Source organism: Kitasatospora sp. NPDC001527 (genome assembly GCF_040298605.1).
In the GTDB taxonomy this organism is placed as follows: domain Bacteria; phylum Actinomycetota; class Actinomycetes; order Streptomycetales; family Streptomycetaceae; genus Kitasatospora.
In genome coordinates this window covers 14,652-37,658 of the sequence record NZ_JBEPAM010000016.1, presented here as the reverse complement: position 1 = coordinate 37,658, position 23,007 = coordinate 14,652, and the positions used below count along the sequence as shown (strand labels likewise).

At 74.6% G+C, this 23,007-nt stretch carries 18 protein-coding genes; 14 read left to right on the top strand and 4 right to left on the bottom strand.

Annotated features, from left to right (window positions below; genetic code table 11):
- Positions 1-156 precede the first annotated feature (156 nt).
- The 3 genes from ABT238_RS17655 to ABT238_RS17645 form a co-directional block, all read right to left on the bottom strand.
- On the bottom strand, positions 157-555 hold the full coding sequence (locus tag ABT238_RS17655; protein WP_350571366.1) for a hypothetical protein: 399 nt from the start codon (positions 553-555) through the stop codon (positions 157-159).
- Positions 556-1,054: 499 nt separating this feature from the next.
- Positions 1,055-2,218 (bottom strand): ATP-binding protein, encoded by a 1,164-nt coding sequence (locus ABT238_RS17650; protein WP_350763412.1) that lies wholly within the window; start codon positions 2,216-2,218, stop codon positions 1,055-1,057.
- 550 nt (positions 2,219-2,768) lie between these two features.
- On the bottom strand, positions 2,769-3,881 hold the full coding sequence (locus ABT238_RS17645) for an EcsC family protein (RefSeq protein ID WP_350763398.1): 1,113 nt from the start codon (positions 3,879-3,881) through the stop codon (positions 2,769-2,771).
- A 1,765-nt stretch (positions 3,882-5,646) separates the two neighbouring features.
- On the opposite strand from ABT238_RS17645, the gene ABT238_RS17640 reads away from it, so the two are divergent.
- From ABT238_RS17640 to ABT238_RS17575, 14 genes are all read left to right on the top strand, one after another.
- Positions 5,647-6,699, top strand: coding sequence for a phosphotransferase enzyme family protein (locus tag ABT238_RS17640; RefSeq protein WP_350571370.1), 1,053 nt, complete (start codon positions 5,647-5,649; stop codon positions 6,697-6,699).
- Between the two features lie 37 nt (positions 6,700-6,736).
- Entirely contained in the window at positions 6,737-7,531 is a 795-nt protein-coding gene (locus ABT238_RS17635) for a class I fructose-bisphosphate aldolase (protein WP_350763376.1), read from the top strand.
- Positions 7,524-8,786, top strand: a complete 1,263-nt coding sequence (locus tag ABT238_RS17630; RefSeq protein WP_350571373.1) for a nucleotide sugar dehydrogenase — start codon at positions 7,524-7,526, stop codon at positions 8,784-8,786. Before ABT238_RS17635 ends, ABT238_RS17630 begins: the two co-directional genes overlap by 8 nt.
- 186 nt (positions 8,787-8,972) lie before the next feature.
- On the top strand, positions 8,973-10,133 hold the full coding sequence (locus tag ABT238_RS17625) for a glycosyltransferase family protein (RefSeq protein ID WP_350763352.1): 1,161 nt from the start codon (positions 8,973-8,975) through the stop codon (positions 10,131-10,133).
- Entirely contained in the window at positions 10,130-11,335 is a 1,206-nt protein-coding gene (locus ABT238_RS17620) for a glycosyltransferase family 4 protein (protein WP_350763341.1), read from the top strand. Before ABT238_RS17625 ends, ABT238_RS17620 begins: the two co-directional genes overlap by 4 nt.
- Positions 11,332-12,543: an N-acetylglucosamine-6-phosphate deacetylase gene (locus ABT238_RS17615; protein WP_350571377.1), complete on the top strand. Its 1,212-nt coding sequence runs from the start codon at positions 11,332-11,334 to the stop codon at positions 12,541-12,543. The genes ABT238_RS17620 and ABT238_RS17615 overlap by 4 nt, the downstream gene beginning before the upstream one ends.
- A complete protein-coding gene (locus tag ABT238_RS17610) occupies positions 12,536-13,738 on the top strand; it encodes a Gfo/Idh/MocA family protein (RefSeq protein WP_350763323.1) in 1,203 nt (400 codons plus the stop codon). The genes ABT238_RS17615 and ABT238_RS17610 overlap by 8 nt, the downstream gene beginning before the upstream one ends.
- The gene (locus ABT238_RS17605) at positions 13,739-14,578 is read left to right on the top strand and encodes a 5-deoxy-glucuronate isomerase (RefSeq protein ID WP_350763315.1); all 840 of its coding nucleotides are present in this window, start codon (positions 13,739-13,741) and stop codon (positions 14,576-14,578) included.
- Entirely contained in the window at positions 14,575-15,693 is a 1,119-nt protein-coding gene (locus ABT238_RS17600) for a zinc-dependent alcohol dehydrogenase (RefSeq protein WP_350763308.1), read from the top strand. Before ABT238_RS17605 ends, ABT238_RS17600 begins: the two co-directional genes overlap by 4 nt.
- A 7-nt stretch (positions 15,694-15,700) precedes the next feature.
- Complete coding sequence (locus ABT238_RS17595) at positions 15,701-16,720, top strand: zinc-binding dehydrogenase (protein WP_350571383.1); 1,020 nt, start codon at positions 15,701-15,703, stop codon at positions 16,718-16,720.
- Between the two features lie 141 nt (positions 16,721-16,861).
- Positions 16,862-17,932, top strand: a complete 1,071-nt coding sequence (locus ABT238_RS17590) for a Gfo/Idh/MocA family protein (RefSeq protein WP_350571385.1) — start codon at positions 16,862-16,864, stop codon at positions 17,930-17,932.
- Positions 17,933-18,107: 175 nt separating this feature from the next.
- Positions 18,108-18,884 carry a sugar phosphate isomerase/epimerase family protein gene (locus ABT238_RS17585; RefSeq protein ID WP_350763297.1) on the top strand — a complete coding sequence of 259 codons (777 nt, stop codon included), beginning with the start codon at positions 18,108-18,110 and terminating at the stop codon, positions 18,882-18,884.
- Positions 18,874-20,295, top strand: a complete 1,422-nt coding sequence (locus ABT238_RS17580) for a polysaccharide deacetylase family protein (protein ID WP_350571388.1) — start codon at positions 18,874-18,876, stop codon at positions 20,293-20,295. The genes ABT238_RS17585 and ABT238_RS17580 overlap by 11 nt, the downstream gene beginning before the upstream one ends.
- Before the next feature lie 99 nt (positions 20,296-20,394).
- The gene (locus ABT238_RS17575; RefSeq protein ID WP_350763279.1) at positions 20,395-21,672 is read left to right on the top strand and encodes an MFS transporter; all 1,278 of its coding nucleotides are present in this window, start codon (positions 20,395-20,397) and stop codon (positions 21,670-21,672) included.
- Positions 21,673-22,173: 501 nt separating this feature from the next.
- On the opposite strand, the gene ABT238_RS17570 is transcribed toward ABT238_RS17575, so the two are convergent.
- A complete protein-coding gene (locus tag ABT238_RS17570) occupies positions 22,174-22,977 on the bottom strand; it encodes an exodeoxyribonuclease III (protein ID WP_350571391.1) in 804 nt (267 codons plus the stop codon).
- Between the last annotated feature and the right edge of the window lie 30 nt (positions 22,978-23,007).

Genomic DNA, 23,007 nt, shown 5'->3' with positions numbered 1-23,007 from the left:
GAGCGCGCCGCCAGCACCAGGGCCTTCTTGTCCAGGGCAATGTCCACCCCCTGCGCGCCGCCGGGGCGGGGGGGGGCGGGGGGGCGCCGCCCCCCCCCCCCCCCGGACGTGACGGTGGGCCCGGGCCGAGCGGGGCCCGGGCCGTTCAGCTCCGGGTCAGGGGGTGGTGCAGACGGCGGTCGCCCGGATGGACTCGGTGCCGCCGCCGGTGTTGGTGCCGCGCACGACCCAGAACTCGCCGCTCGGGTAGGAGTCGGTGAAGAAGATCGCGAAGGCGCTGGTCTGGCCGCCACCGCCGGTGGGCACCTCGCCGGCCGGACAGGCCACGACGGCGATCCCGTTCTGGCCCGGCTCCACGTCGACCCAGTCGCCGACGACCTGGTCGTGCGCGGCCAGCAGCGAGGAGTCGGCGGCGGCCTGGCCCTTGGGGACGACGACAGGCTTGACGGAGGCGGGCTTGTCGGCGGGCCGGTCATCGGCAGCGGCCGCGGTGCTCGCGGTCAGGACGCCGAAGACGGCGACGGCGGTCAGGACGAGGGGCTTCATGCGGGCCATATCGGCTCCTGGGGTTCGGTGGTCTCGCGTTCCTCGGCGGGGGCTGTTCCTCCACGCCGGCCCGATCCGTACCCGAACCACCGCGCCCCGCCCTCAGGTGGACGCCCGGCTACTCGGGTGGGGGAACACCACTGCCTGGCCGGGCTAACGGCCGACCCCGGCAGTTCCCGAGTCGCGATGACGCGGCGTCCCGCGCCCGACCCGGCGCCAGGCCCCGGCTGCCCTCCGAGGCGGACCCTCGGGACGACGCGAGGCCGCGCCGCGCCAACCGGAGGCCGGCCGGACCCGGGGACGACGGCGGTGATGCGGCACCCGTGGTCCGTGTGGAGCGGCACGCACCCACCGTGCTGCGACCAGGTGTGAACCGCGCCGGCCCGCGGGCGTGCTGCTTGGTGGGCGGTCGGTCTCCCCGATGGTCGGTCGCGGGTCGGCGGGGCATCCGGTCGCCGTCGACGTGCGGCGTTCTCCAGCCGGCTTGCGCGTGTTGCTTTCTTGCCGGTCAGTGCCCGAGGGCGCCGTGGACAATCCGGTCGATGATGGCGGCAGCCTGCTCCGGACGGTCCTCCAGCCATCCGCCGAGGTGTTCCCGTACGGCGTGTTCCACGCGGGCGCGCACGACGGCATGGCCCAGCACGTCCCGGATGGCTCCATGGAACTCGGGATCGTCCAGTTTCACTGACACCACGGCCGTCAGACCGGCGCCGATCCGGTCGGCATCGAGATCGGGGTCCGTCACCGCCAGCAGTCGGCGCTTCCGGGCATACGTGTTGACTGCCGCTGCCACCCCGTCGCGGAAGCCGCGTTCGTGCGTGCCGCCGCCGGTGGGCCGGCTGTTGGCAAAGCTCTGGACGCGCTCTTCGCCGGTGTCGCGCCACCTCAGGGCCACTTCTACTGTTCCCGCCATCTGCGCGTCCTCGTGCTCGAAGCCGATGATGTCCAGGTCGCCGGGGGTCGCCGCCTGTCCGTCGAGGAAGGCGACGAAGTCCCGGGCCCCGCCCGGGAACCGGAACCGCACCGAGGGGGGCTCGGGCGGGCGGCGCCGGTCGGTCAGCGAGATCTCCAAGCCCCGGTTCAGGAAAGCGAGTTCCCTGAAGCGCTCCGCCAGAGCCTCGAATGAGAACTCTGAAGCAGTGAAGATGTCGGCGTCGGGCCAGAAGGTGATGGTGGTCCCGCTTCCGGTCGTCGGCCCCGCCTCGGTGAGCGGTGTGACCGCGACGCCGCGCGCATACTCCTGGACCCAGCGGACTCCCTCGCGCTGCACATCGGCTGTGAGACGGCTCGACAGGGCATTGACGACGTATGGCCCCACGCCGCAGAAGCCGAGCGTCACCTCGCGGCGGTCACCGGATCCCGCCTTGAACTGCATGCGTGTCAGCAGCGTTTCGAGGCCGGGACCGTCTGCGCGCTCCGCCTGGTCGACGCGGACGCCCGGTCCGTCGTCGGCGACGCACACTCCGCCGTCAGCCATGAGAGTGACGTCGACGCAGTCGGCACGGCCGGCCAGGACCTCGTTCACCGCCCTGTCGGCGACCTCGAACACCATCTGTCGAAGGCCGCGCTCACCGGTCGAGCCGATGTACATCCCGGGCCGCTTCCGAACGGCTTCCCACCCCTCCAGCGCCTGGACATGGCCGGCGTCGTACGCGTTGGTGCCCTCGCTCATGATGTCCCCTTCGGAGGTGTCCCGCAGAACTCCCCAGCCTAGGTGAATCCTGGGAAAACACCAGGTCAGGCGATGTTTGCCGAAGGTGTGCACGGTCGCGTGGGCGCCTGTCCGAAGCCGGTCGACCCAGTGGGCCGGAACGGCCGCCGAATCGCGGCTGTGGGCTCGGCGATGCCGCGTATGGCACCGTTCTCGGCGGCTCCGAGGTCCCGAGTTCAAACTTTCTGCGCGCCGCGTGCCGACCGCGAGCGTCTGACGTGGTCACCGACATGGGAGACGTGTCAGGTGCTCCTGCGGGTCGCCGATGTGTGCGGCGACCAGTTCACTCAGGGGGTTCAGAGACTGGGGACCAGCAGGGGCGACGGACAGGACTGCGGGCGCCCCGGCCAGGGCGTGGGCGGCAGAAGCCAGTGCTGTGGCCCACGCCGTCCCCGTCGGTGCTGCGCCCAGGAAGCGCCGGGCCTCGGCGGCGTCGCCGTCCAGGCCGCAGAGCAGGGCCAGTTCAGCGTGGGGAGCCCGTTCGAGCAGCGCAGCAGGCCCACCTGGTAGATCAGGGAAGGTCGGGTCCGCCTGCCTTGGAGAGTACGGCGAGGACGCTGATCGGCTCGCCGACGGAGTCCGCACCGTCCTCGTCGACGTCGAGGAACGAACCGGTCGCTTCCTCGTCGCTGAGGCGTGGGTACTTCTCGATGAGGAACCGGCGCCGGTAGGCCATGTCGGCGGTGTCGACGATCTGCTCCAGCATGGACCAGTTGAGGGTGCTGCCCACGAGGATCCCGACTCCGGGAACGACCTTGCCGAGGCCCTTCTTGGTGAGGCGTATGCCGAATGCTCTGGCGAACTGAACGGAGACCCTGGTGACCACGGATTCGCTCAGGACGTCCCACGCCTTCCCGCGCACGAGTGCCTGGGTGAGCCGGGATATGTCGCCCATCGCGGCGGTCTTGGCGGAGGCCGACACCGCTGTACCGGCGTTGACCACGGACATCACGAACAGCTTCTCGGCCGGCGATTCGGGGTCGTAGCCGTAGAACAGCGACACATGGCCGACCACTCGGGATGCCAGTCCGAGGACGATCGCGGCGTCGCCCGCGAGGGCTCCCACGATCACGCCTCCCGAGGGCGCTGCCGCAGCCCCCGCAGAGGCGGCGACGACCAGCTCCCCACCCGAGATCACCAGCCCCGCCGTCGCTCCCGACAGTGCCGCGGCGGCCGGGTAGTACCAACTGGCCGCGCGTCCCCGGGCCGCGTCGATCTGTTCCAGGTCGAGTCGGCGAATGTCGGCCAGCGACGTCACGGCGTGGCCACGCTTCTGGTGGTGCTTCACCACTCGTGCGGGGGTGAGCCCAGCTCGCGACAGCCGCCCCACAGTCTGCCGGGTGGATTGAACGACCGTGCCGCTCCAGTCGGGCAGCGCGTCGGTGGCACCGCGCGCGGCGGCACCCGCCTTCTTGGCGCCCTTGGCGACGATCTCCTGTCCGCGCGTCACTGCGGAGAGGGCCCGTGGGTGGTTCTCCAGTCGCTTGACCGCGCGCCTGCCGAGCTTCGCCGCGCCGACGGCCAGTTGCTCACCGGCCTCGCCCATCCGCCGTGACAGTGGGCGGCCCTTGAAACGCTGGATGTCACGCCATGCTTCGAGCTCGTAGTCCGAGGGTTCAGTCACACCGGGATCGTAGGCTCTGCCGCAGGAACCGCGCGTGGGGGTTTGGGGAAGTTGTCCCGGGAATCGGTACAAGTACAGGGCAGGATGGCAGCCACGGCACACACGGAACAGCACCTGCACCAGCTGATCGCCGCGCTGGTGGCCGCAGGCGGGCGGGCCGGCGCCCTCGGAGGCGGGGTCGTTCGAGGCTGATGCGCAGGGCGCCGGCGGTGGGGTGCTGGCTGCGGACGCGGGCGGCGATCGTGCCAGTTACGTCCGCGGCGGGCAAGCGGAGCAGGTGGCGGGTCGGGGCACCGGCGCCCATCGGGACCCTTCGTTGAGCGGGCCGCGTGCCTGCTTCCCCAGGGGGGCCGCCGACCATCGCGCCGCCGCCGCGATGCTCGCCTTCACCGGTCGGCACAACAGCCGTATCTCCACGGCGGACCGGACGTCGTCCGCTGGGACCTGTAGGCGCGGGGGGCTGCCTGCGCGGCCACCGTTCGTATGCTCGCCCGCCTCCGCCCGCGGAAAGGGGTGCCGACATGCGGACGCGGAAGAGGCGCACGGCCTGGTCGCTCACCTGCTTCGTGCTGGGGGGCGTATGCCTGCTGACCGCTCTGGCGATGGCGGCGGGCCTGGTGACGAAACGGGACCGTGTGAAGGTCGAGTACCTGATCCTCGGCGTCCCGGGCGTGGTGCTGACGTTCCGCGCCCCGGTGTTCGGCGTCTCCTACGGGCCGTCCGGGTTGAGGTACTCCGGTCTGTTCGGGGCGTGCTCCTCCGTGTGGCCGTCCTGGAGGGCAAGGTCTACTCGTCCGACGTCCCCGAGCTGGTGCCGGCCGCCGGCGGGACGGACCAGTGTCTCCGGGGGGGGGCGGGCTGCCGCGCGAGTCGAGCCCCGGTGGCTTCGGCCACGTGAAGGAGAGGCGATGATGAGCGGTTCGGGCCCTCGGGGCGCGTCGAACGGTCCGAGGTGCCTTGCTCGGCTCATCTACCGTGCGGTACAAGGAAGTTGAGGAGATTTGATGGTGGCCCGGCCGGGAGCGAGGAAACCGGCCATACCCGAACCACCTCGCGGCGGCGTTCCGTCCGAACGGCCGTCCGCATGGCGGGGTGCCCCCGTCCACCGTTCGGTCGTTCGGTGACGCACGGTCATCGTGTGCATGTCGAACCGTTTGCTCCGCGTCCGAGGGTGTCCGCCCGTCGATCGCGGGCCGTCCGGCGGTCCGGGCCCGGGCGTGTCGCGGGGGCGAGGGGCGCTCGCGCCGGGGCCGCTCGCACCCGTCGCGGCCTGCGGCGCCCGGGCCCCGAGCTCCGGCCGCGGCCGCTTTTGGCCGGTGCCGACGGGCTGCCGCGACGGGTGCCGGCCCCGGTGGCTCCCTTCGTCCCTGGTGGGCGCCGGTGGATACCGCCCGGTCGCGACGCTTCGCGTGCGGCGGACCCGGCCGCCTCGCCGCCGGAGGGCTGGCCGGAATTCACTCTCGCCTCCCGATCGCAGCTGCAACCGATGCGCAGCTGTGGTGAGATGAGGCACTCGGTCCGATACACCCGGTGACCCGGGCGCCACGCACCGTGTCGCCCGGACCGTGCCGGCCCGCTCCGAGCCCGTCCCTCCACCTCCCCCCCCCCCCCGAGATTCCCGCCCCGCGAAGACCGGGCGCCCTCGGTCGTCCCCCTTCCCGGCCCCGACCACTGTTCGGTCGCGCCGGATCGCCCCGTGCCCTCGACGAGGACTCCCCTCGACGAGGATCGGAACCGCTTCCGGCCGCCGAATCGAGGAATTCCCATGGCGCGATCCTTCTACGAACTGTCACGCTCCACCCAGCGGGCCCGACTTCGGGCGCTGGCCGCCCGCGTGGCGGAGGTCCACGGCATCCGCTGCGACGATCTGCGCCTCGTGCAGTACGAGGACAACGCGGTGTACCGGCTCGCCGGACGCCGGCACGGGCACCCGGAGAGCACCCTGTACACGCTCCGCATCTCGGTGCGCGACGGGCGGAGCGCGGCGGAGCAGCGCTCCGAACTCGACTGGATGGAGGCGCTCCTCGCGGAGAAGGCGGTCACGGTGCCGGTGCCCGTCGCGACCCCGGCCGGCGACAAGGTCGTCGGCCTGGAACTGGCGGGCTGCCCCGAGCCGGTGACGGCGGTGGTCTTCGAGTGGATCCCCGGGCGGGCGTCGCCGCCGTACTCGCGCCCCGGCGCGGCCGGGGACATCGGCGCGGTCACCGCCCGGCTTCACGAGCACGCCGCCGGGTTCCGGCCGCCGGAGGGCTTCGTCCGACCGGCCTGGGGACACCGCGAGGTCTTCACCGAGGGAGCCGCGCTCGACGGCGCGACGGCGCGGGGCCGCCTGACGGAGGACGAGCACCGGGTCCTCCAGGAGGTGTCGGCGGCCGTGGGCGCCCGGCTGCCGGAGCCCGGATCCGCCGACTGGGGCGTGATCCACGCGGACCTCCACCGGGGCAACCTCCTGGAGACCGACGACGGCTCCACGGCCGTCATCGACTTCGACGACTGCGGCTGGGGCTTCCCCATGCTCGACGTGGCCACGGTGCTGTCGTCCGTCCTGCGCACCTGCGCGGACGACCGGCCCGCGTACGAGGACTTCGCCGAACGCTACCTGGCGGGCTACCGGTCCGTCCGCGCCCTCCCCGCCGGAGCGGCGCAGTTCGACGAATTCCTGGTGATGCGCGATCTGATCATCCTGAACTTCGTCCTCGGGTCGGAGAACGCCGCGGTGCTCGGCTGGGGGCCGCAGCGCGCCCGGGGAATTCTCGGCCTCATGCGGACATACCTGGAGACCGGCGAATACGCGGGGCACCTGGAACTGCTGCCCTGACGCTCGACCGGCAGATCACGGAAGGAGTTGTGAGACCTTGTCCCCGACCCCGCTGACCGCCCGACGTGACCTTCCCTTCGACGGATTCCGGATCAGACGCCGCCGCCTGTTCTCCCCGGTCACCGGGAGGACCCTGGTGATCCCGCTCGACCACGCCATCACCCTGGGCCCGGCCGGCGGCCTGGAGGACCCCGCCGCCATCGTCGAGGCCGCCGTCCAGGGCGGCGCGGACGCCGTGATGCTCCGCCCCGGCCTGACCCACTGCCTCGCGGTGGCCGGCGCCGAACGGCTCGGTGTCATCATGGCGCTGACCGGCCGGCTGGCCGACGGCGTGGACCACGTCCAGCTCAACACCGTCGAGTACGCCGCCGCCCACGCGGCCGACGCCGTCTGCGGGGAGTTCAAGTTCGGCTCGTCCGGGGACCTGGAGAACGCCCGGGTCATCGCGGTGCTGGCCGAGCGGGCCCACGACCTCGGGCTGCCCGTGCTCGTCACCGTGTACACCCGGCCGGAGGCGGTCCGGCGGCTCGGCTCCGGCGCCTACGCCCACGCCTGCCGGATCGCCGAGGAGATCGGCGGGGACTTCGTCAAGACGGCGCTGCCCGACGACCCGGACATCGTCCGCCAGTGCGTCGAGAGCACCTCCGTTCCGATCGTGCTGGCCGGCGGCGCGCCGGACGCGGGGACCGAGCTGTCCGACGTCCTCGACCGGGCGATCCGGCTGGGCATCGGCGGCGCGGCCGTCGGACGCCGGGCCTGGGCCGGCGGCAAGCCCGCCGACGCCGTCCGCGAGCTGGCCGCCACGGTGCACGGAGGGCCGCGCCATGCATGACCCGGTGGACCTGCTCGTCGTCGGCCTCGGCTACGTCGGGCTCCCGCTGGCCCGGGAGGCGTCCCAGGCCGGGCTGCGGGTACGGGGCTTCGACGCCGACCCGCGGGTGGTCGCGCGGCTGAACGGCGGCACCTCGCACGTCGACGGGGTGAGCGACGAGGACGTGCGGGCGATGCGCGCCACGGGCTTCACCGCCACCTGCGACGAACGCGGCTTCGGCGCACCGAGGGTCGTCGTGGTCTGCGTGCCGACGCCGCTCGACCGGGACGGCCTGCCGGACCTGTCCAGCGTGGTCCGGGCCGGCCGGATGGTCGCCCGGCAGCTGCGCCGGGGCATGCTGGTGGTCCTGGAGTCCACCACCTTCCCGGGCACCACCGACGACATCGTCCGCCCGATCCTCGAGGAGTCCGGGCTGCGGGTCGGCGACGACTTCGCGCTGGCGTTCTCGCCCGAGCGCATCGACCCGGGCAACACCGAGCACGGCGTGCACAACACCCCGAAGGTGGTCGGGGGTTGCACGCCGGGCTGCACGGAGCGGGCGATCGGGTTCTACAGCCGGTTCGTGATGAAGGTGGTCGCGGCGAAGAGCACCAGGGAGGCCGAGATGGCCAAGATCCTGGAGAACACCTACCGGCAGGTCAACATCGCCCTGGTCAACGAGATGGCCATGATCGCCCATGAGCTGGGCGTCGACCTGTGGAACGCCATCGAGTGCGCCGGGACCAAACCGTTCGGGTTCGCGGCCTTCCAGCCGGGCCCCGGGGTGGGCGGCCACTGCATCCCGATCGACCCCCGCTACCTCTCCTTCCAGGTCCGCGCGCTCGGCGGCCGCTCGCAACTGATCGACGTGGCCCAGGAGATCAACGACGGCATGCCGCAGTACGTGGTCGGGCGCGCCGGACAACTGCTCGCCAAGGGCGGCGGCGGGCTCCCCGGCGCCCGGATCCTGCTCCTGGGCGTCACCTACAAGGCCGACGTCGCCGACCAGCGCGAGTCGCCCGCCGACGACGTCGTCCGCCATCTGCGCGAGCGGGGCGCCGACGTCGCCTACCACGACCCGTACATCGGCTCCTGGACCGTCGACGGCGCGGAGGTGGCCCGCGCCGAGGACCTCGACCGTGCGATGGGCGCGGCCGACCTCACGATCGTCCTGCAGTGGCACGCGCACTACCTCGAACACCTGGACGCCTCCCGGACCCCCGCGCTCTTCGACACCAGGGGCCGGCTCGACGAGCGCAACGTCGCCGTCCTGTAGCCCGCGCCGCGCTCGGGTGCCCCTCGGGGGGCCCGAGCGCCCCCTTCCCGCTCCCGTCCCGCCCCCGGCGACTCGCCCCTGCCCCGCCGGCCCCGGCCCCTTCCGGCCGCCGGCGCCGGGCCGGCGCCGCGCACCGCCGGGGCCGCCGGGGCCGCTCGCACTCCCACGCATTCGAGGAGGCAGACCATGCGGATCGCGATGTACTGGCACAACGGCCGGAGCCTCGGCCACACCGCGGAGAGCGCCAAGGTCGCCCACGGCCTGCTCGGCGGTGGCCGCCCGCTGTCCGTCACCGGACTCACCGGCGCCTACCGCGGGCTCGACCTGCTGCCGGCCGCCATGGACGTGGTCAAACTGCCCGCGTTCACCAACTACGACGACCCGGCCGGGTGGCAGACCTCCGGCCGCTCCGGGCTGGCCGCCGGGCCGCTCTTCCGGCTGCGCGCCGAACTCGCCGAGGTCTACCTGCGCCACTACGCCCCCGACGTCCTGCTGGTGAACCACCTGCCCAAGGGCGCCGAGGACGAACTCGTCCCGGCGCTGACCGCGACCCGCGGCGACGGCGGGCGCCGGGTGCTGACCCTGCGGGGCGTGCTCTTCGACGCCGAGAAGACCGACCGCGAGTACTTCGGCCCGGACAGCGCCCAGTGGATCGACCGGCACTTCGACGCGATCCACGTGCACACCCACCCCGAGGTGTTCCGCCTGGAGGACCACTACCGGGTGCCGCGCCGGCTGCGCGAGCGGATCCACTACACCGGCTACCTGGTCGACGAGTTTCAGGCGGGACGCGACACCGCGCGGGCGGAACTCGGTGTCGAGGACGCCGAGCGCCTGGTCGTCGCCAGCATGGGCGGGGGTCAGGGCGCGATCGGACTCTGGACGGCGTTGATCGACGCCTTCACCGCGCTGCGGCCGGAGTTCGACCGGGTCCGGCTGGTGACCGGACCGTACCTGGAGGCGGCCGACGCCGCCGCGCTGCGGGCCCGCGCGGCCGACCTCCCGTGGCTGGAGATCGTCGGCTACGAACCGGCGATGACCACCTGGATGGCCGCCGCCGACCTGTTCGTCGGTGCCGCCGGGGCGAACATGCTCAGCGAGGTGCTCGCGGTCGGCTGCAACGCCGTGGTGATCCCCCGGCAGCTCAGGGAACCGGAACAGCGGATCCACGCCGGACTGCTCGCCGACCGCGGCCTGGTCCGCGCCTGCGGGCTCGCCGAGGTCCTCGCCGGAGACGCCGGGCCCGTCCTGGCCGAGGCGCTGCGGGAACCGCTCGCCCCCAAGGCCGGGCACCTGCTCGGCGGCGCCCGCCGCTACCCGGAGCTGCTGTTCGGCGGTGCCTCATGAGCGCCACCGAGCCCGCCACCCCCACCGAGCCCGCCACCCCCACCGAGCCCGCCACCCCCACCGAGCCCGCCACCGAGCCCGCCACCGCCCCCGTGACCGAGCCCGCCGGCGAACCGCCCGCCGACGGCGTCCCCGACGGCCTGCGGGTCTGCCTCCTGGTCCGCTACTTCACCGTGGGTGGGCTGGAACGCGTGGTGACCGCCCTCGCCAACGACCTGGTGGCCCGCGGCGTCCCCGTCCGCGTGGTCGCGCTCGCGGTCGCCCGGCGCAACGCGCTGATGACCGAGCTCGACCCCAGGGTCGAGGTCGTCTCGCTCGCCGGGCCGGCGCGCCGCCGCCTCGCCGGGGTGGCACGGCTGACCCGGGACCACGTGGTCCACGTCCACTTCGGGGACGGCCGGATCCACCCCCTGGTACGGCTCGCGCTGCGCGGCCGCCCGACCGTGGTGACGTACCACAGCGTCTACACCCACAAGCGGACCTGGCTGCGCAACCGCGTCGACCGCTACGTCAACACCCGTGCCGACCAGGTGCTCGCGGTCTCGGAGGCGGTCCGGGAGTTCTGCGCCACCCAGGTCGGCCTGCCGGCGGAGCGGGTCGAGGTGGTGCCCAACGCCATCCGGCTGGACCGGCCCGGGGCCGAGCCGCCGGCCGCGGGAGCCGACCTCACCGTGGTCAGCCTCGCCGGACTCCACCCGCACAAGAACCAGGCGGCGGTGCTCGCCGGAGTGGCGCGGGCCCGCCGCGCGGGCACCGACGTACGCCTGCGGGTCATCGGCGACGGCCCGCAGATGGCCGAGCTGTTCCAGCAGGCCCGGGAGTCGGGCATCGCCGACGCCGTCGACTGGTACGGGCAGGTGTGGCGCCGCGACCTGGTGCTGCCGCTCCTCGGGTCGTCCGGGGCGTTCGTCTCCGCCAGCCGCTTCGAGGGCATGCCCATCTCGATCCTGGAGGGCCTGGCGGCCGGCCTGCCGATGCTCCTCTCCGACATCCCGCCGCACCGCGAGACCGCGGGCGACGCGGCCCTCTACTTTCCGCCGGACTCGCCCGCCGACCTGGCCGCGGCCCTGCGCCTGCTCGCCGAGGACCCGGCGCGCCGCCGCGACCTGGCGAAGGCCAGCCTCGAACGCTCCGGCCGCTTCGACCCGGACCGGTTCGTGGAGCGCCACCTGCGGGTCTACCGGCGGGTGGCCGCGCGATGAGCCACGAACAGCGCCTCGCCCTCGTCAACGCCACCGTGGTGCACCCCCACCGGCTGGGCGCGGGGGAGTGCCTGCTGCTGCGGGACGGAACCGTCGAGTACGCCGGCCCCGCCCGCCGGCCGCCGGCCGGCTACCGGAGCGTCGACCTCGACGGGGACTACGTGCTGCCCGGACTGATCGACGTCCACGTGCACGGCGCCCTCGGCCGGACGTTCAACGAGCCCGACCCGGACGCCTGGCGCACCGTCCTGGACGCGCACGCCGCCGCGGGCACCACCGGCCTGCTGGCCACCCTGGCGACCGACCGGCCGCCGGCGCTTCGGGCCGCCCTGCGCGCCGGCCGCCGCCTGCCCGCCGGCTCCGGCCTGCTCGGCACCCACCTCGAAGGCCCCTACCTCGACCCGCGGTTCGGGGGAGCGCACCCGCCCGACGCGCTGCGCACACCCGCGCAGCTGCCGTGGCCGTGGCTGCTCGCCGAGGCGGACTTCGTCCGGATGGTCACCCTGGCCCCCGAGCTGCCGGGATCGGCGGCGCTGATCGGGGCGCTCACCGACCGCGGCGTGGTCGTCTCGGCCGGGCACAGCGGCGCCACCGGCCGGGAGCTGACGGCGGCGCGCACGGCCGGACTGCGGCACGTCGCGCACCTGTGGAGCGGGCAGTCGACGCTCGCCAAGGACGGCCCGTGGCGGGTCACCGGCCTGCTGGAGACCGTCCTGGCGTCGGAGGGGCTGACCGCCGAGCTCATCGCCGACGGCCGGCACCTGCCCGCCGAACTCGTCCGGATCGCCCACCGCTGCCTGGGCCCGGACCGGCTCTGCCTCGTCTCCGACGCCTCGGCCGGCACCGGGCTCGCCCCGGGCAGCGGCTTCGCCATGGGCGCGGTCCGGGGCGTCGTCGCCGACGGCGTCGCGCTCGGCCACGACGGCGCGTCGTTCTGCGGCAGCACCAGCCACCTCGCCGACGTCCTGCGCTTCACCGTCCAGCAGGCCCACGTCCCGCTCGTCGAGGCCGTCCGGATGGCCGCCACCACACCGGCCCGGGTACTCGGCCTGGCCGACCGGACCGGCGCGCTGGTGCCGGGGCTGGCCGCGGACGTGGTCGTGCTGGACCGGGACCTGCGGGTGCGCCGGGTCGCCCGCGCCGGTCGCTGGCTGCGCGACCGGGCACCCGAACCCCACCGACCCAAGGAGGTTCCCAGCCATGGCTGAACCGCCCAGCACCCGCTACGCCCTGGTCGGGGCGGGCACCCGGGCCTGGAAGACGTACCTGCCGCTGTTCGCGCACCCCTCGCCGGGCCGGTCGCTGGTCGGCGTGGCCGACAGCGATCCGCGTCGGCTCGCGGAGGTGGCCGAGCGCTGGTCCGTCCCGGTCTACCCGACCGGTGACGTCCGCCCGATGCTCGACGACCTGCGCCCCGAGGTCCTGATCGTCACGTCGCCGGACTGCGCGCACGCCGGCCAGATCGCCGCGGCCCTCGACGCGGGGGTGCACGTCCTGACCGAGAAGCCGATGGCCCTGACGGCGCGCTCGGCCGCGAGCGTCGTCGCGGCCGAGCAGCGCTCCCGCGCCACCGTGCGGGTCGCGCACAACATGCGCTACCTCAACCTCCACCGCACCATCCGGGACCTGCTGGCGGAGGGCCGGATCGGCACGCCCACCCGGGCCCACCTCTCCTACCGGCTGCGGCCCGACCACGGGCGCAGCTACTTCCTGCGGTGGCACCGGCGGGCCGCGGCGTCCGGTGGCCTGCAGATCACCAAGAGCTGCCACCACTTCGACCTGCTCAACTGGTGGCTGGCCGACCGGCCGCAGGAGGTCACGGGCTGGACGGGCCGCCTGCACTACCACCCCGGGCCGGACCGCGGGGACGACGAGCGGCGGGTGCCGGCGGACGCCGACATCGCGGACACCGTCTCCGCGGTGATCCGCTACCGGGGAGGGGCGATCGCCCACTACTCGCTGTCGGCCCGCTCGCCCTGGGAGGGCTACACCCTCACGGTGCAGGGCACCGACGGCGAACTCGCGGCCCGCTACGAGGTGGTGGCGGCGGGCGGTGCGCGGCCCGCGGACCGGTACACGGTGCGCCTGAGCCCGGTGGACGGGCCGCCGCGGCGCATCACCGTCCCCCGGGAGAGCGGCACGCACTCCGGCGCGGACGCCCGGATGCTCGCCGCCCTGCTGGACGGCGCCCTGCTGGACGGCGAGTTGCCGGACGGCGGCGCGCCCCCGTCGCCGGGGCCGTACGGGGCGCGGGGTCCGGCCGCGACGGCCGTCGACGGCGCGTACGCCGTGGCGGTGGGGGAGGCGGTGACGCGATCGGCCGCCCACGGCGGCCCGGTCGCGATCGACGGTCTCCTCCCCGGGCTCGTGCTCCCGGAGGCCACCGCGGGAAGGAGCGTCTGAATGGACGGCACACCCCTCGCCGGGCCCGCGTCCGGGCACCGGGAGCCACCGGTCGGGCTCCCGGTCGGGCTGCGGATCGGGGAACTCGCCCCGGGCGACTTCGCGCAGCAGCACCAGGACGGCGCGGAGGCCGTCGTGGTGCTCCTCGGGGGCCGCTGCGACGTCGACTTCGACGGGCCCGGCCCGCACTGGCCGGGGCTGGGCGCCCGCGCGGACGTCTTCGACGGCCGGGCCACCGCGTTCTACGCGCCGGCCGGCCGGCGCTGGCGGATCACCGCCGGTCCCGCCGGTGTCCGCTACGCCGTCGCCACGGCGCCCGCCGGCACCCCCCGCGAGCCCTACCTCGTCACACCGGATGGGGTGCGCGCCGAGCGGCGCGGCACCGGGGTGTGGGCGCGCGAGGTGCACGACATCGTCGGACCGGACCGGCCGGCGGACGGCCTGCTGGTGGGGGAGACGTTCAGCGCGGAGGGCGTGTGGTCCAGCTACCCGCCGCACAAGCACGACCGGCACGACCCGCCGTTCGAGAGCCACCAGCAGGAGGCCTTCCACGTGCGGGTGTCCCCGCCCTCGGGCTTCGGACTGCTCGTCCACTACCCCTCGGTGGCGGCGGACCGCCGGGCCACCGTGGTGCAGGACGGCGACGTCGTCGCCGTGCGGGAGGGCTTCCACAGCTTCGTGGCCGCCGCCGGGCACCGCTTCTACTACCTGTGGGCGCTCGCCGGGACCGAACGGCACCTGTGCTTCCGGACCGATCCGCGCCACGCCTGGCTGCTCCCGGCGGGGGAGGACGGCCGGGCGCCGGACGACGCGCCCGCGGCGGACGGCGGCCCGGCATGACGGGGCCGGCGGTCACCGGCGCGCCGGCCCCCGCCGCGCTGCCCGCGCTGATGCGGGCGGCCGTCTGGCACGGCCCCGGCCGGCCGCTCACCCTGGAACACCTCCCGGTGCCCCGCGTCGAGCGGCCCGAGGACGTGGTGATCCGGGTCCGCGCCGCGATGTTCGGCGCCGCCCTGGTGCGCGCCGTCACCGTCGGCCACCCCCGGATGACGCCGCCCGCCGTCCTCGGCACCCTGGTAGCCGGCCGGATCGCCGCGCTCGGCCCCGCCGTGCGGCACCTGACACTCGGCCAGAGCGTCACCGTCGACCCGCACCCGCCCTGCGGACGCTGCGACACCTGCCGCCACGGACCGGCGGCGCTGTGCACCGCCCGGGCCCGGGTCGAGCCGGGGGCGCACGCGGAGTACGTCCGCCTGCGGCCGCCGCTCACCGACCACGTCGTGCCGGTGCCGACGGGGGTGTCCGCCGGTGCCGCGATGCTCACCGAGATCGTCGCCTGCGTCCTGGACGCGACCGACACCGCCGGCATCGGCCCCGGGCAGAGCGTCCTCGTCATCGGCTGCGGCCCGGTCGCGCTGATCCAGGTGAGGCTCGCCCTGCTGCGCGGCGCCGAGCGCGTCCTGTGCACCGTCAACCACCCGGCCCGGCGCGCCGCGGTGCGCCGGGCCGGCGCAACCGTCGTCGACGTCGACCGGGCCGCCGACGCCGGGCGGGCGGTCGAAGCCGACGACCGCACGGCGCAGCGGGTCCGGGCGCTGACGGACGGCCGGGGCCCGCACGTGGTGGTGGAGGCGGTCGGCCGCGCCGAGACCTACCGGCAGGCCTTCGCCCTGGTCCGGCCCGGCGGCACGGTGGTCGGCTTCGGCGGCTGCCCGCCCGGCACCACCCTGCCGGTCGACCTCAACGCCCTGCACTACCGCCGGATCCGCTACATCGGCAGCTACCACTACGGCCCCGGCGTGTTCCGGGCCGCCGCCGACCTGCTGGCCCGCGGCGTCCTCGACCTCGACCCGCTGCTCACCCACCGCATCCCGCTCGACCGGATCGGCGACGCGGTGCGCACGGCCCGTCTCACCGAATGCCTGGTACCCGTCGTCGAACCCTGGAAGGACTGATCGCACGATGCACAGCACCCGCGTACTGATCACCGAGCCCGGACGCGTGGACCTGCGCCGCGAGGTGCTGCCGGAGCTCTCGGACGACCAGCTGCTGGTCCGCACCCGGACGACGCTGGTCAGCCCCGGCACCGAACGGAACTGCTTCCTGGGGGAGTTCGAGAAGCCCTCGCACTGGTCCGCCTGGGTGCGCTACCCCTTCGCCCCCGGCTACAGCGCGGTCGGCGAGGTGCTGGAGGTCGGCCCGACCGTCGCCGACCGCCGGCCGGGCGACCGCGTCGTGCTGCGCCGCTCGCACCAGAGCCTCACGGTCGTCTCGGAGCAGTCGGTCTATCCGGTGCCGGACGGGATTCCCGACGGGACGGCGGCCTGGTTCGCGCTGTCGGCCATCGCCCAGCACGCCGTGCGCAGGACCGGCCCGCTGTTCGGCGAACCGGTCGCGGTGGCCGGCCTCGGGCCGCTGGGCCAGCTCGTGCTGCAGTACGCGGCCGTCGCGGGCGCGGCCGAGCTGTACGCCGTGGCCCGGGGCGGCTCCCGGCTCGCCGCGGCGCGGCGGCACGGCGCGACCGCGGTGGTCGGCGGCGGGGTGGCGGCCGCGGTCGAGCCGATCGCGGAACTCACCGGCGGCGAGGGCGTCGGCGTCGCGTACGACGTGACCGGCGCGCCCGAGGCGCTGGCCGGCCTGTCCGCCCTGACCAGGGAGGGCGGCACCCTCGTGCTGGTCGGCGACACCGCGTGGCCGGGCCGCCAGACGCTGGGGGGCTCCGTGCTCCGCCGGGCGCAGTCGCTGATCGGGGTGCACGACAGCGACATCCCGCGGGCCCCGCGGGTCCGGCACGTCCGCGGCACCTTCGCGGAGAACGTCGACCTGTTCTTCCGGCTGGTCGGCCAGGGGCGGCTGAAGGTCGACGACCTGGTCACCCACACCTTCCCGGCGGCCGACGCGCAGTCCGCGTACAAGCTCCTCGCCGGACCGGACAGCGGCGCCATCGGCGTGCTCCTGGACTGGCGCGACACCGGGCTGTGACCCGGCTCCGAACGCGGCTCCGGACACTGCCCGGGACCCGGCCCGGACCTGGATCCGGCCCGGCCCCGAACCCCCCGACCACGAACCCCCGACCACGAACGCGGTCCGACCCACCCGACTCACGAACGAAAGGTTCCCCCCGTGGCAGTTCGCATTGGATTCGTCGGCGTCGGCTACATCGCCAAGCAGCACCTCAAGCGGGTGCTGGCCGACCCGGAGGCCGAGGTGGTGGCGCTCTGCGACACCGCCCCGCAGGCCGCCGAGGCGACCCGCCGCAGCGTCCTGGAGGCGCTGCGCGGCGCGGTCCCCGAGCGGGTGCTGACGGCGTTCGCCGGGCTCCCGGTGCACACCGACCCCTTCCGGTTCTTCCAGCAGGAGCGGCTGGACGCGGTGTTCCTGTGCCTGCCGCCCTTCGTCCACGGGGAGGTGGAGTTCGCCGCGATCGAGGCGGGGGTGCCCTTCCTCGTCGAGAAGCCGGTGGCCCTGGACCTCCGGACGGCCACCGCGATCTCCCGGGCGCTGCGCGACCGCGGCCTGATCGGGGCGGCCGGCTACCAGAGCCGTTACGCGGACATCGTCCCGTACGTGCGGTCCCGGCTGGACGGCCGGACCGTCGCGATGACGCTCGCCCACCGCTTCACCAAGCTGCCGGGCCGGGACTGGTACCGCCACCAGGACCGCTCCGGCGGCCAGGTGGTGGAGATGGCCACGCACCAGGTGGACCTGCTGCGGCTGCTGGTCTCCGACATCTCCACCGTCTACGTCTCCGGCGGCCGGCGGATCGCGACCCGCGCCGAGTCGGAGATCTTCGACACCGCGGCGGCCAGCCTGACCTATACCAACGGCGCGGTGGGCAGTCTCGTGACGAACATGGTGTCGGGCCACGGCAACCCCGCGTTCGCCCGTGGCATCCACATCATCGCCGACGGCCTGACGGTGTCCGTGCTCGGCCACGAGGGCGAGTCGCGGACCGTGGAGGTCGTCACCGCCGAGGGCCGCGAGGAGCGGGAGTTCACGGACGACTCGATGGCGGCCCAGGACCGGGCGTTCGTCCGGGCCGTCCGGGACGGCCGCCCGGAACTGGTGCTGGCCCCCTACGAGGAGGCGGTCCGGACCCTGGCCACGACCCTCGCCCACCAGCAGTCCGCGCAGAGCGGCCTGCCGGTGCGGGTCGACGAACTGCTCGGCGCCGAGGTCCCGAGCCTGTCCTGACCGCTCCGTCCGACGACCACCCGGCCGGGGGCCGCCCGCGCGGCGCCCGGCCCCCGATCCCGCCCCGCCCCACCCTCTCCGTCCCACCCCCGTTCCGCCCCGCTCCACTCCCGATCCCGTCGCGGCCGACGCACCCGGTGCGCCGGCGCACCCGCACGCACAGGAGGAGACCGACGTGCTGCTCGGAGCCGGTACCGACACCATCACCGACGCCTACACCCAGGACCAGAAGTTCGCCGAATTCCGGCGGCTGGGACTCGACTTCGCGGAAGTCCCGCTGCACAGCGCCGAAGCCGCCGAGCAGGTGGAGCTCTTCCGCGAGCTCTCCGCCCGGCACGGCCTGCCCATCGCCTCCGCCGTCGTCGCGGAGTTCGTCCGGCTGCCCGACCTGCCCGAGCAGGTCCGCCCGGAGGCGGTGCGCCGGATCGCCGCCACCGCCGTGCTCGCGGCCGGTCTCGGCTGCGACCTGGTGCTCGTCCCGGTCCGCGTCAAGCCGGAGGAGCCGGCGCGCGCCGAGGTCTACGCCAAGGCCTTCGCCGACGTGCTGGCCGCCACCGCGGAGCACGGCACGCTGATCGCGGCCGAGTTCGTCGGCGGGGCGCTCCCGCGCGACGCCGCCGAGCTGGTGGCGACGGTGGACGACCCCCGCGCGCGGCTGTTCTTCGACATCGGCAACTGCCTCTACGCGGGCGCCGACCCGCTGACCGACCTGCGGGACCTGCTGCCACTGGTGGGCCAGGTGCACCTCAAGGGCGGCCCGGACACCCCGCTCGCCGCGATGCCCCTGCGCGAGCTGGCCGCGGTCCTGGCGGACGGCGGGTACACCGGGCGCTGCGCGCTGGAGATCGAGTCCCCCCAGGGCCGTTCGAGCGTGCGCGACGCCGTCTCCGTCCTGCGCATGCACGGCCTGTGGCAGCCCGCCGAGGGCCGGGAGGGCCACCGTGCCGCGTAGCGTCCGGGTGTTCCTGACCTTCGACGTGGAGGACCCGGTCACCGCGCGCAGCGACGACGCCGTGGTCCGGGTGGCCGGCCTGCTGCGCGAACGCGGCGCCCGGGCGGCCTTCTTCGTCACCGGCGACAAGGCCCGCGCCCTGGTGCGCCGGGGCCGGCCGGACGTCTTCGAGGCGCTGCGCGCCCACGACGTCGGATACCACACGAACCACCACTCGACCCACCCGACGGTGGCCGAGTACCTGGAGCGCCGGGACTGGGCGGACGGCGTGGCGGAGGTCGTCGCCAGGGAGCGCTCCGGCGCCGAGCTCGTCCGCGAGCTGACGGGCCGGCGGCTGTGCGGCTTCGCGGGCCCCGGCACGTCCTGGGGCCCCCAGCTCCCGGCCGCGCTCGCCGCCCTGGACATCCCCGCCCACCTGCACTCGTTCAGCCGCACCGGCGGCGGCCACAATCCGCACTGGTACGCGGGCGCGCTCTGCTTCGCCCGCTCCGAGGCCGTCGGGCCGGTCGAGGACGTCCTGCCCGACCCGGCCCGGTTCGCCGAGCTGCTCGCGCGGGTCCCGGAACTCGTCGACCGGGCGGCGCGGTCCGCGGACGGCGTGCTCCACCTGTACATCGGCCATCCGACGATGTTCGTCAACCGGGAGTTCTGGGACGGCTTGAACTACGCGGCCGGACGCAACCCCGCCCCCGGCGCGCCGCTCGCCGAGCCGGCCGCCCGACCGGCCGAGGAGACCCGGACCATGCTGGACAACCTCGGGCGGCTGGTCGACGCCGTCCGGGCCCGCCCCGGCGCCGAGATCGTCGGGTTCGGGGACCTCGTGGAAGAGCGGCTGCGCACCCCCGCGCCGCGCGGCGACTGGTTCGCGGCGGAGCTGCGGGCGGCCGCGGCCGAACCGGGCATCCGCACCACCTCGCGCACCGCCTCGCCCGCCCAGCTGCTGCACGCGATGTGCGGAGCGGTCCTCGGCCGGGACCCCGGATCGGGCGGTCCGCCCGGGGAGGTCCACGGGCCGGTCGCGCGCCCGGCCGGGGGGATACCCGCCGGGGGCCGGTGCGAGGCCGACCGGGACACCGTGCTCGGCCTCGCCGCCGAGCTCTGCCGGGAGGTGGCCGCCACCGGCGCCCTGCCGGCCTCGGTCCGGGGCCCCGGGGGCGTCGCGGTCGCGCCCGCGACCCTCCACCGCGGTCTGCTCGACCTCGCCGGGACCGGGGGTGCCGAGGCGCTCCGGGAGTTGCCCGCGCGGGTCGTCCTGCCGGCCGTGGCCCCGCTGCCCGAGGTCGGCGAGGAGATGGCCGAGCACTTCACCCGCCGGGTCCGGCGCTGGATGCACCGGCCGGACCTCGACGTGACCGAACTCGCCCGGCTCACCCGCGCCCAGACCTGGACCCTGCGCGCCACGGCCGCCTGACCGCCGCTCCACCACCGCTCCACCGCCGCCCGGCCGGGCCCGACCGCCCGACCGGGCGGCCGCGCCCGGCCCGGCACCGTCACAGAAAGCGACCACCAGATGTCCCTCGGGAAGACCCGCGGCCGGCCGGCCGCCGCGCCACCACCACCCCTCGACCTCTGGCGGGTACGCGACTTCGTCGTCCTCTGGTGGGCCCAGGTCACCTCGCGCGTCGGCACGCAGATCTCCCAGTTCGTGCTCCCCCTCCTGGTCCTCGACGCCACCGGCTCGGCCGGTACGGCCGGTCTGATCACCGCCCTCGAACAGGTGCCCTACGTACTCCTGGCCATCCCGGCCGGCGCCCTGGTGGAGCGGTGGAACCGGCGGGTCGTCCTGGTGGGGGGCAACTTCCTGCGCGCCGGGATGTTCGGACTGCTCGCGGGCTACCTGCTCGCCGGCGGCACCAGCATCCCCGCCATCGCCGCCACGGTGTTCTGCTCCGGCGTCGTCTACGTCTTCTTCGACGTGGCCAACAGCACCGTCTTCCCCCGGATCCTGCCCGCCCACGAACTCGCCAGGGCCACCGGCTGGGTGGAGGGCACCACCGCGCTCACCGAGGTCCTGGGCCCCGCGCTCGGCGGCGCCCTCGTCGGCCTGGGGACGCACGCCCTGCAGGGCGCCGGCTACGCCTTCGGCGTCGACGCCCTCACCTACCTCGTCGCCGGCCTCGGCGTTCTCTGCGTCCGCACCTCGCTGAGCCCCCCGCCCGCCGCCGTCCGGACCCCGCTGGGCGCCTCGATCCGCGCGGGCGTCGGCCACCTCCTGGGGGACGGCCGGCTGCGCCGGCTCGCGCTGGCGAACTTCGTCAACATCGTCGCGCTCGGCACGGTCTGGCTGAGCTTCATGGCGCTCATGAAGTCCGAGTTCCACCTCGACTCCACGCACACCGGCCTCCTGCTGGCGCTCGGCGCGGCCAGCGGCATCCTGGGCAGCTTCTGCAGCGGCATCCTCGACCGCCGTCTGGGGCCCTACGGAGTGATGCTCCTCGCCGGCGCGGGCTGGGCGGCCGGTGAACTGATCATCGCCGCCGCACCGGCCCCGTGGGTCGCCGTCCTGGGCCTGGCCCTGGCCCTGTGGGTCGCCCCGCCGTACTTCTCCACCCTCTACGCGTACCGGATGGCGATCATCCCGCAGGAGATGCACGCCAGGATCAACAGCCTCTACCGGCTGCTCGCCCAGGCGGGCCTGCCGGTCGGCCTGTCCGTCGGCGGCCTGCTCCTCGACACCGTCGGCGCCCGCGCCTTCCTGCTCCTGGTGGCCGCGGTCTTCCTGACGACCGCCGTCACCGTACAGCTCCGCGCCCCCCGAGCCCCCGCCCCCGCCGCGGACCCGCCCTGACACCCGCACCAGGTGCGGCCGGCGGGCCGATCTCCGGCACGCGGGATTCATAGGACCTTGACGGTTGGTCAAGGTCGAAGTCGAACTCGGCGGTGACCGGTGCGTGGTCGCTCCAGCGCTGCGCGTGGGAGGCTGCGCGTTCGACGTAGGGCCTGGGGTGAAGCAGGGTGACGTCGTTGGTGCCGGTTCGGGCGGTGGTGGGTTCGCGTGTGTCGGACACGCACGGGGGCGAGGGCAAGGTCTCGCACCTGGTGCAGGCGGAGTCGGCGACCCGGCACGCGGTCTCGAAGGAGTGGGAGATCGTCGGCTCCTTCGAGGACCCTGGACGTCTCGGCGGAGATCACGCCGTGGAAGCGCCGTCGAGTGCGTCGCCTGCAACAGGCCGGCCAAGTGCTCTGACGGTCGGCGCCGAGCCGGATGTCCGTGGAGCCCGGGGCCGTATCGCGCTGATGGCCGGGCTGCCGACGGATGCGAGCGGCAGCCCGGCTTCCTGGCATTCGGTCAGTGCTCCAGGTCGTAGACGGCGGTCACCGGCGCGTGGTCGGACCAGCGCTCCGCGTGGGTGGCGGCGCGTTCGGTGTGGGCTTCGATGGCCTTGGCGGCGAGGGTGGGGGTGGCTACCTGGAGGTCGATGCGCCAGCCGGAGTCGTTGTCGAAGGCGCGGCCTCGGTAGGACCACCAGGAGTAGGGGCCGGTGCGGTCGGGGTGGAGGTGGCGGACGACGTCGACGTAGCCGGCCTCGTCGTAGACGCGGGAGAGCCAGGCGCGTTCCTCGGGGAGGAAGCCGGCGGACTTCTGGTTGGCCTTCCAGTTCTTGAGGTCCTCGGGGCGGTGGGCGATGTTCCAGTCGCCGCAGACCACGACCTCGCGGCCGTCGGCGGCGGCGCGGGTGCGGAGCTTGCCGAGGTGGACGAGGAATTCCGCCATGAAGCGTTCCTTCTCGTCCTGGCGTTCGGTGCCGACCTCGCCGGAGGGGAGGTAGAGGCTGGCCACGGTCAGGCCCGGAAGGTCGATTTCGACGTACCTGCCTGATTTGTCGAATTCCGCCGACTCGAAGCCGACGACCGTGCGGCTCGGTTCCGTCCGGGAGAGGATGGCGACGCCGGCACGGCCCTTGGTGGCGGCCGGGGCCCACACCGTGTGCCAGCCGTCCAGGTCACGCAGCTCGACGGGGAGCTGCTCGGGCTCGGAGCGCACCTCCTGCAGGCAGACCACGTCCGCCTCGGTGGCGGCCAGCCACTCGATGAATCCCTTCTTGGCCGCCGCCCGGATTCCGTTCACGTTCACACTCGTCACCACGATCACCCGGGCAGCCTACCCACTGCCACGTGCGGG

Bases quoted from the DNA above. Each gene is read 5' to 3' on its own strand.
- ABT238_RS17600 (WP_350763308.1), top strand. From the start codon at position 14,575: ATGACGGGGCCGGCGGTCACCGGCGCGCCGGCCCCCGCCGCGCTGCCC.
- ABT238_RS17605 (WP_350763315.1), top strand. From the start codon at position 13,739: ATGGACGGCACACCCCTCGCCGGGCCCGCGTCCGGGCACCGGGAGCCA.
- ABT238_RS17610 (WP_350763323.1), top strand. From the start codon at position 12,536: ATGGCTGAACCGCCCAGCACCCGCTACGCCCTGGTCGGGGCGGGCACC.
- ABT238_RS17620 (WP_350763341.1), top strand. From the start codon at position 10,130: ATGAGCGCCACCGAGCCCGCCACCCCCACCGAGCCCGCCACCCCCACC.
- ABT238_RS17640 (WP_350571370.1), top strand. From the start codon at position 5,647: ATGGCGCGATCCTTCTACGAACTGTCACGCTCCACCCAGCGGGCCCGA.
- ABT238_RS17625 (WP_350763352.1), top strand. From the start codon at position 8,973: ATGCGGATCGCGATGTACTGGCACAACGGCCGGAGCCTCGGCCACACC.
- ABT238_RS17595 (WP_350571383.1), top strand. From the start codon at position 15,701: ATGCACAGCACCCGCGTACTGATCACCGAGCCCGGACGCGTGGACCTG.
- ABT238_RS17650 (WP_350763412.1), bottom strand. From the start codon at position 2,218: ATGAGCGAGGGCACCAACGCGTACGACGCCGGCCATGTCCAGGCGCTG.
- ABT238_RS17615 (WP_350571377.1), top strand. From the start codon at position 11,332: ATGAGCCACGAACAGCGCCTCGCCCTCGTCAACGCCACCGTGGTGCAC.
- ABT238_RS17575 (WP_350763279.1), top strand. From the start codon at position 20,395: ATGTCCCTCGGGAAGACCCGCGGCCGGCCGGCCGCCGCGCCACCACCA.
- ABT238_RS17655 (WP_350571366.1), bottom strand. From the start codon at position 555: ATGGCCCGCATGAAGCCCCTCGTCCTGACCGCCGTCGCCGTCTTCGGC.
- ABT238_RS17630 (WP_350571373.1), top strand. From the start codon at position 7,524: ATGCATGACCCGGTGGACCTGCTCGTCGTCGGCCTCGGCTACGTCGGG.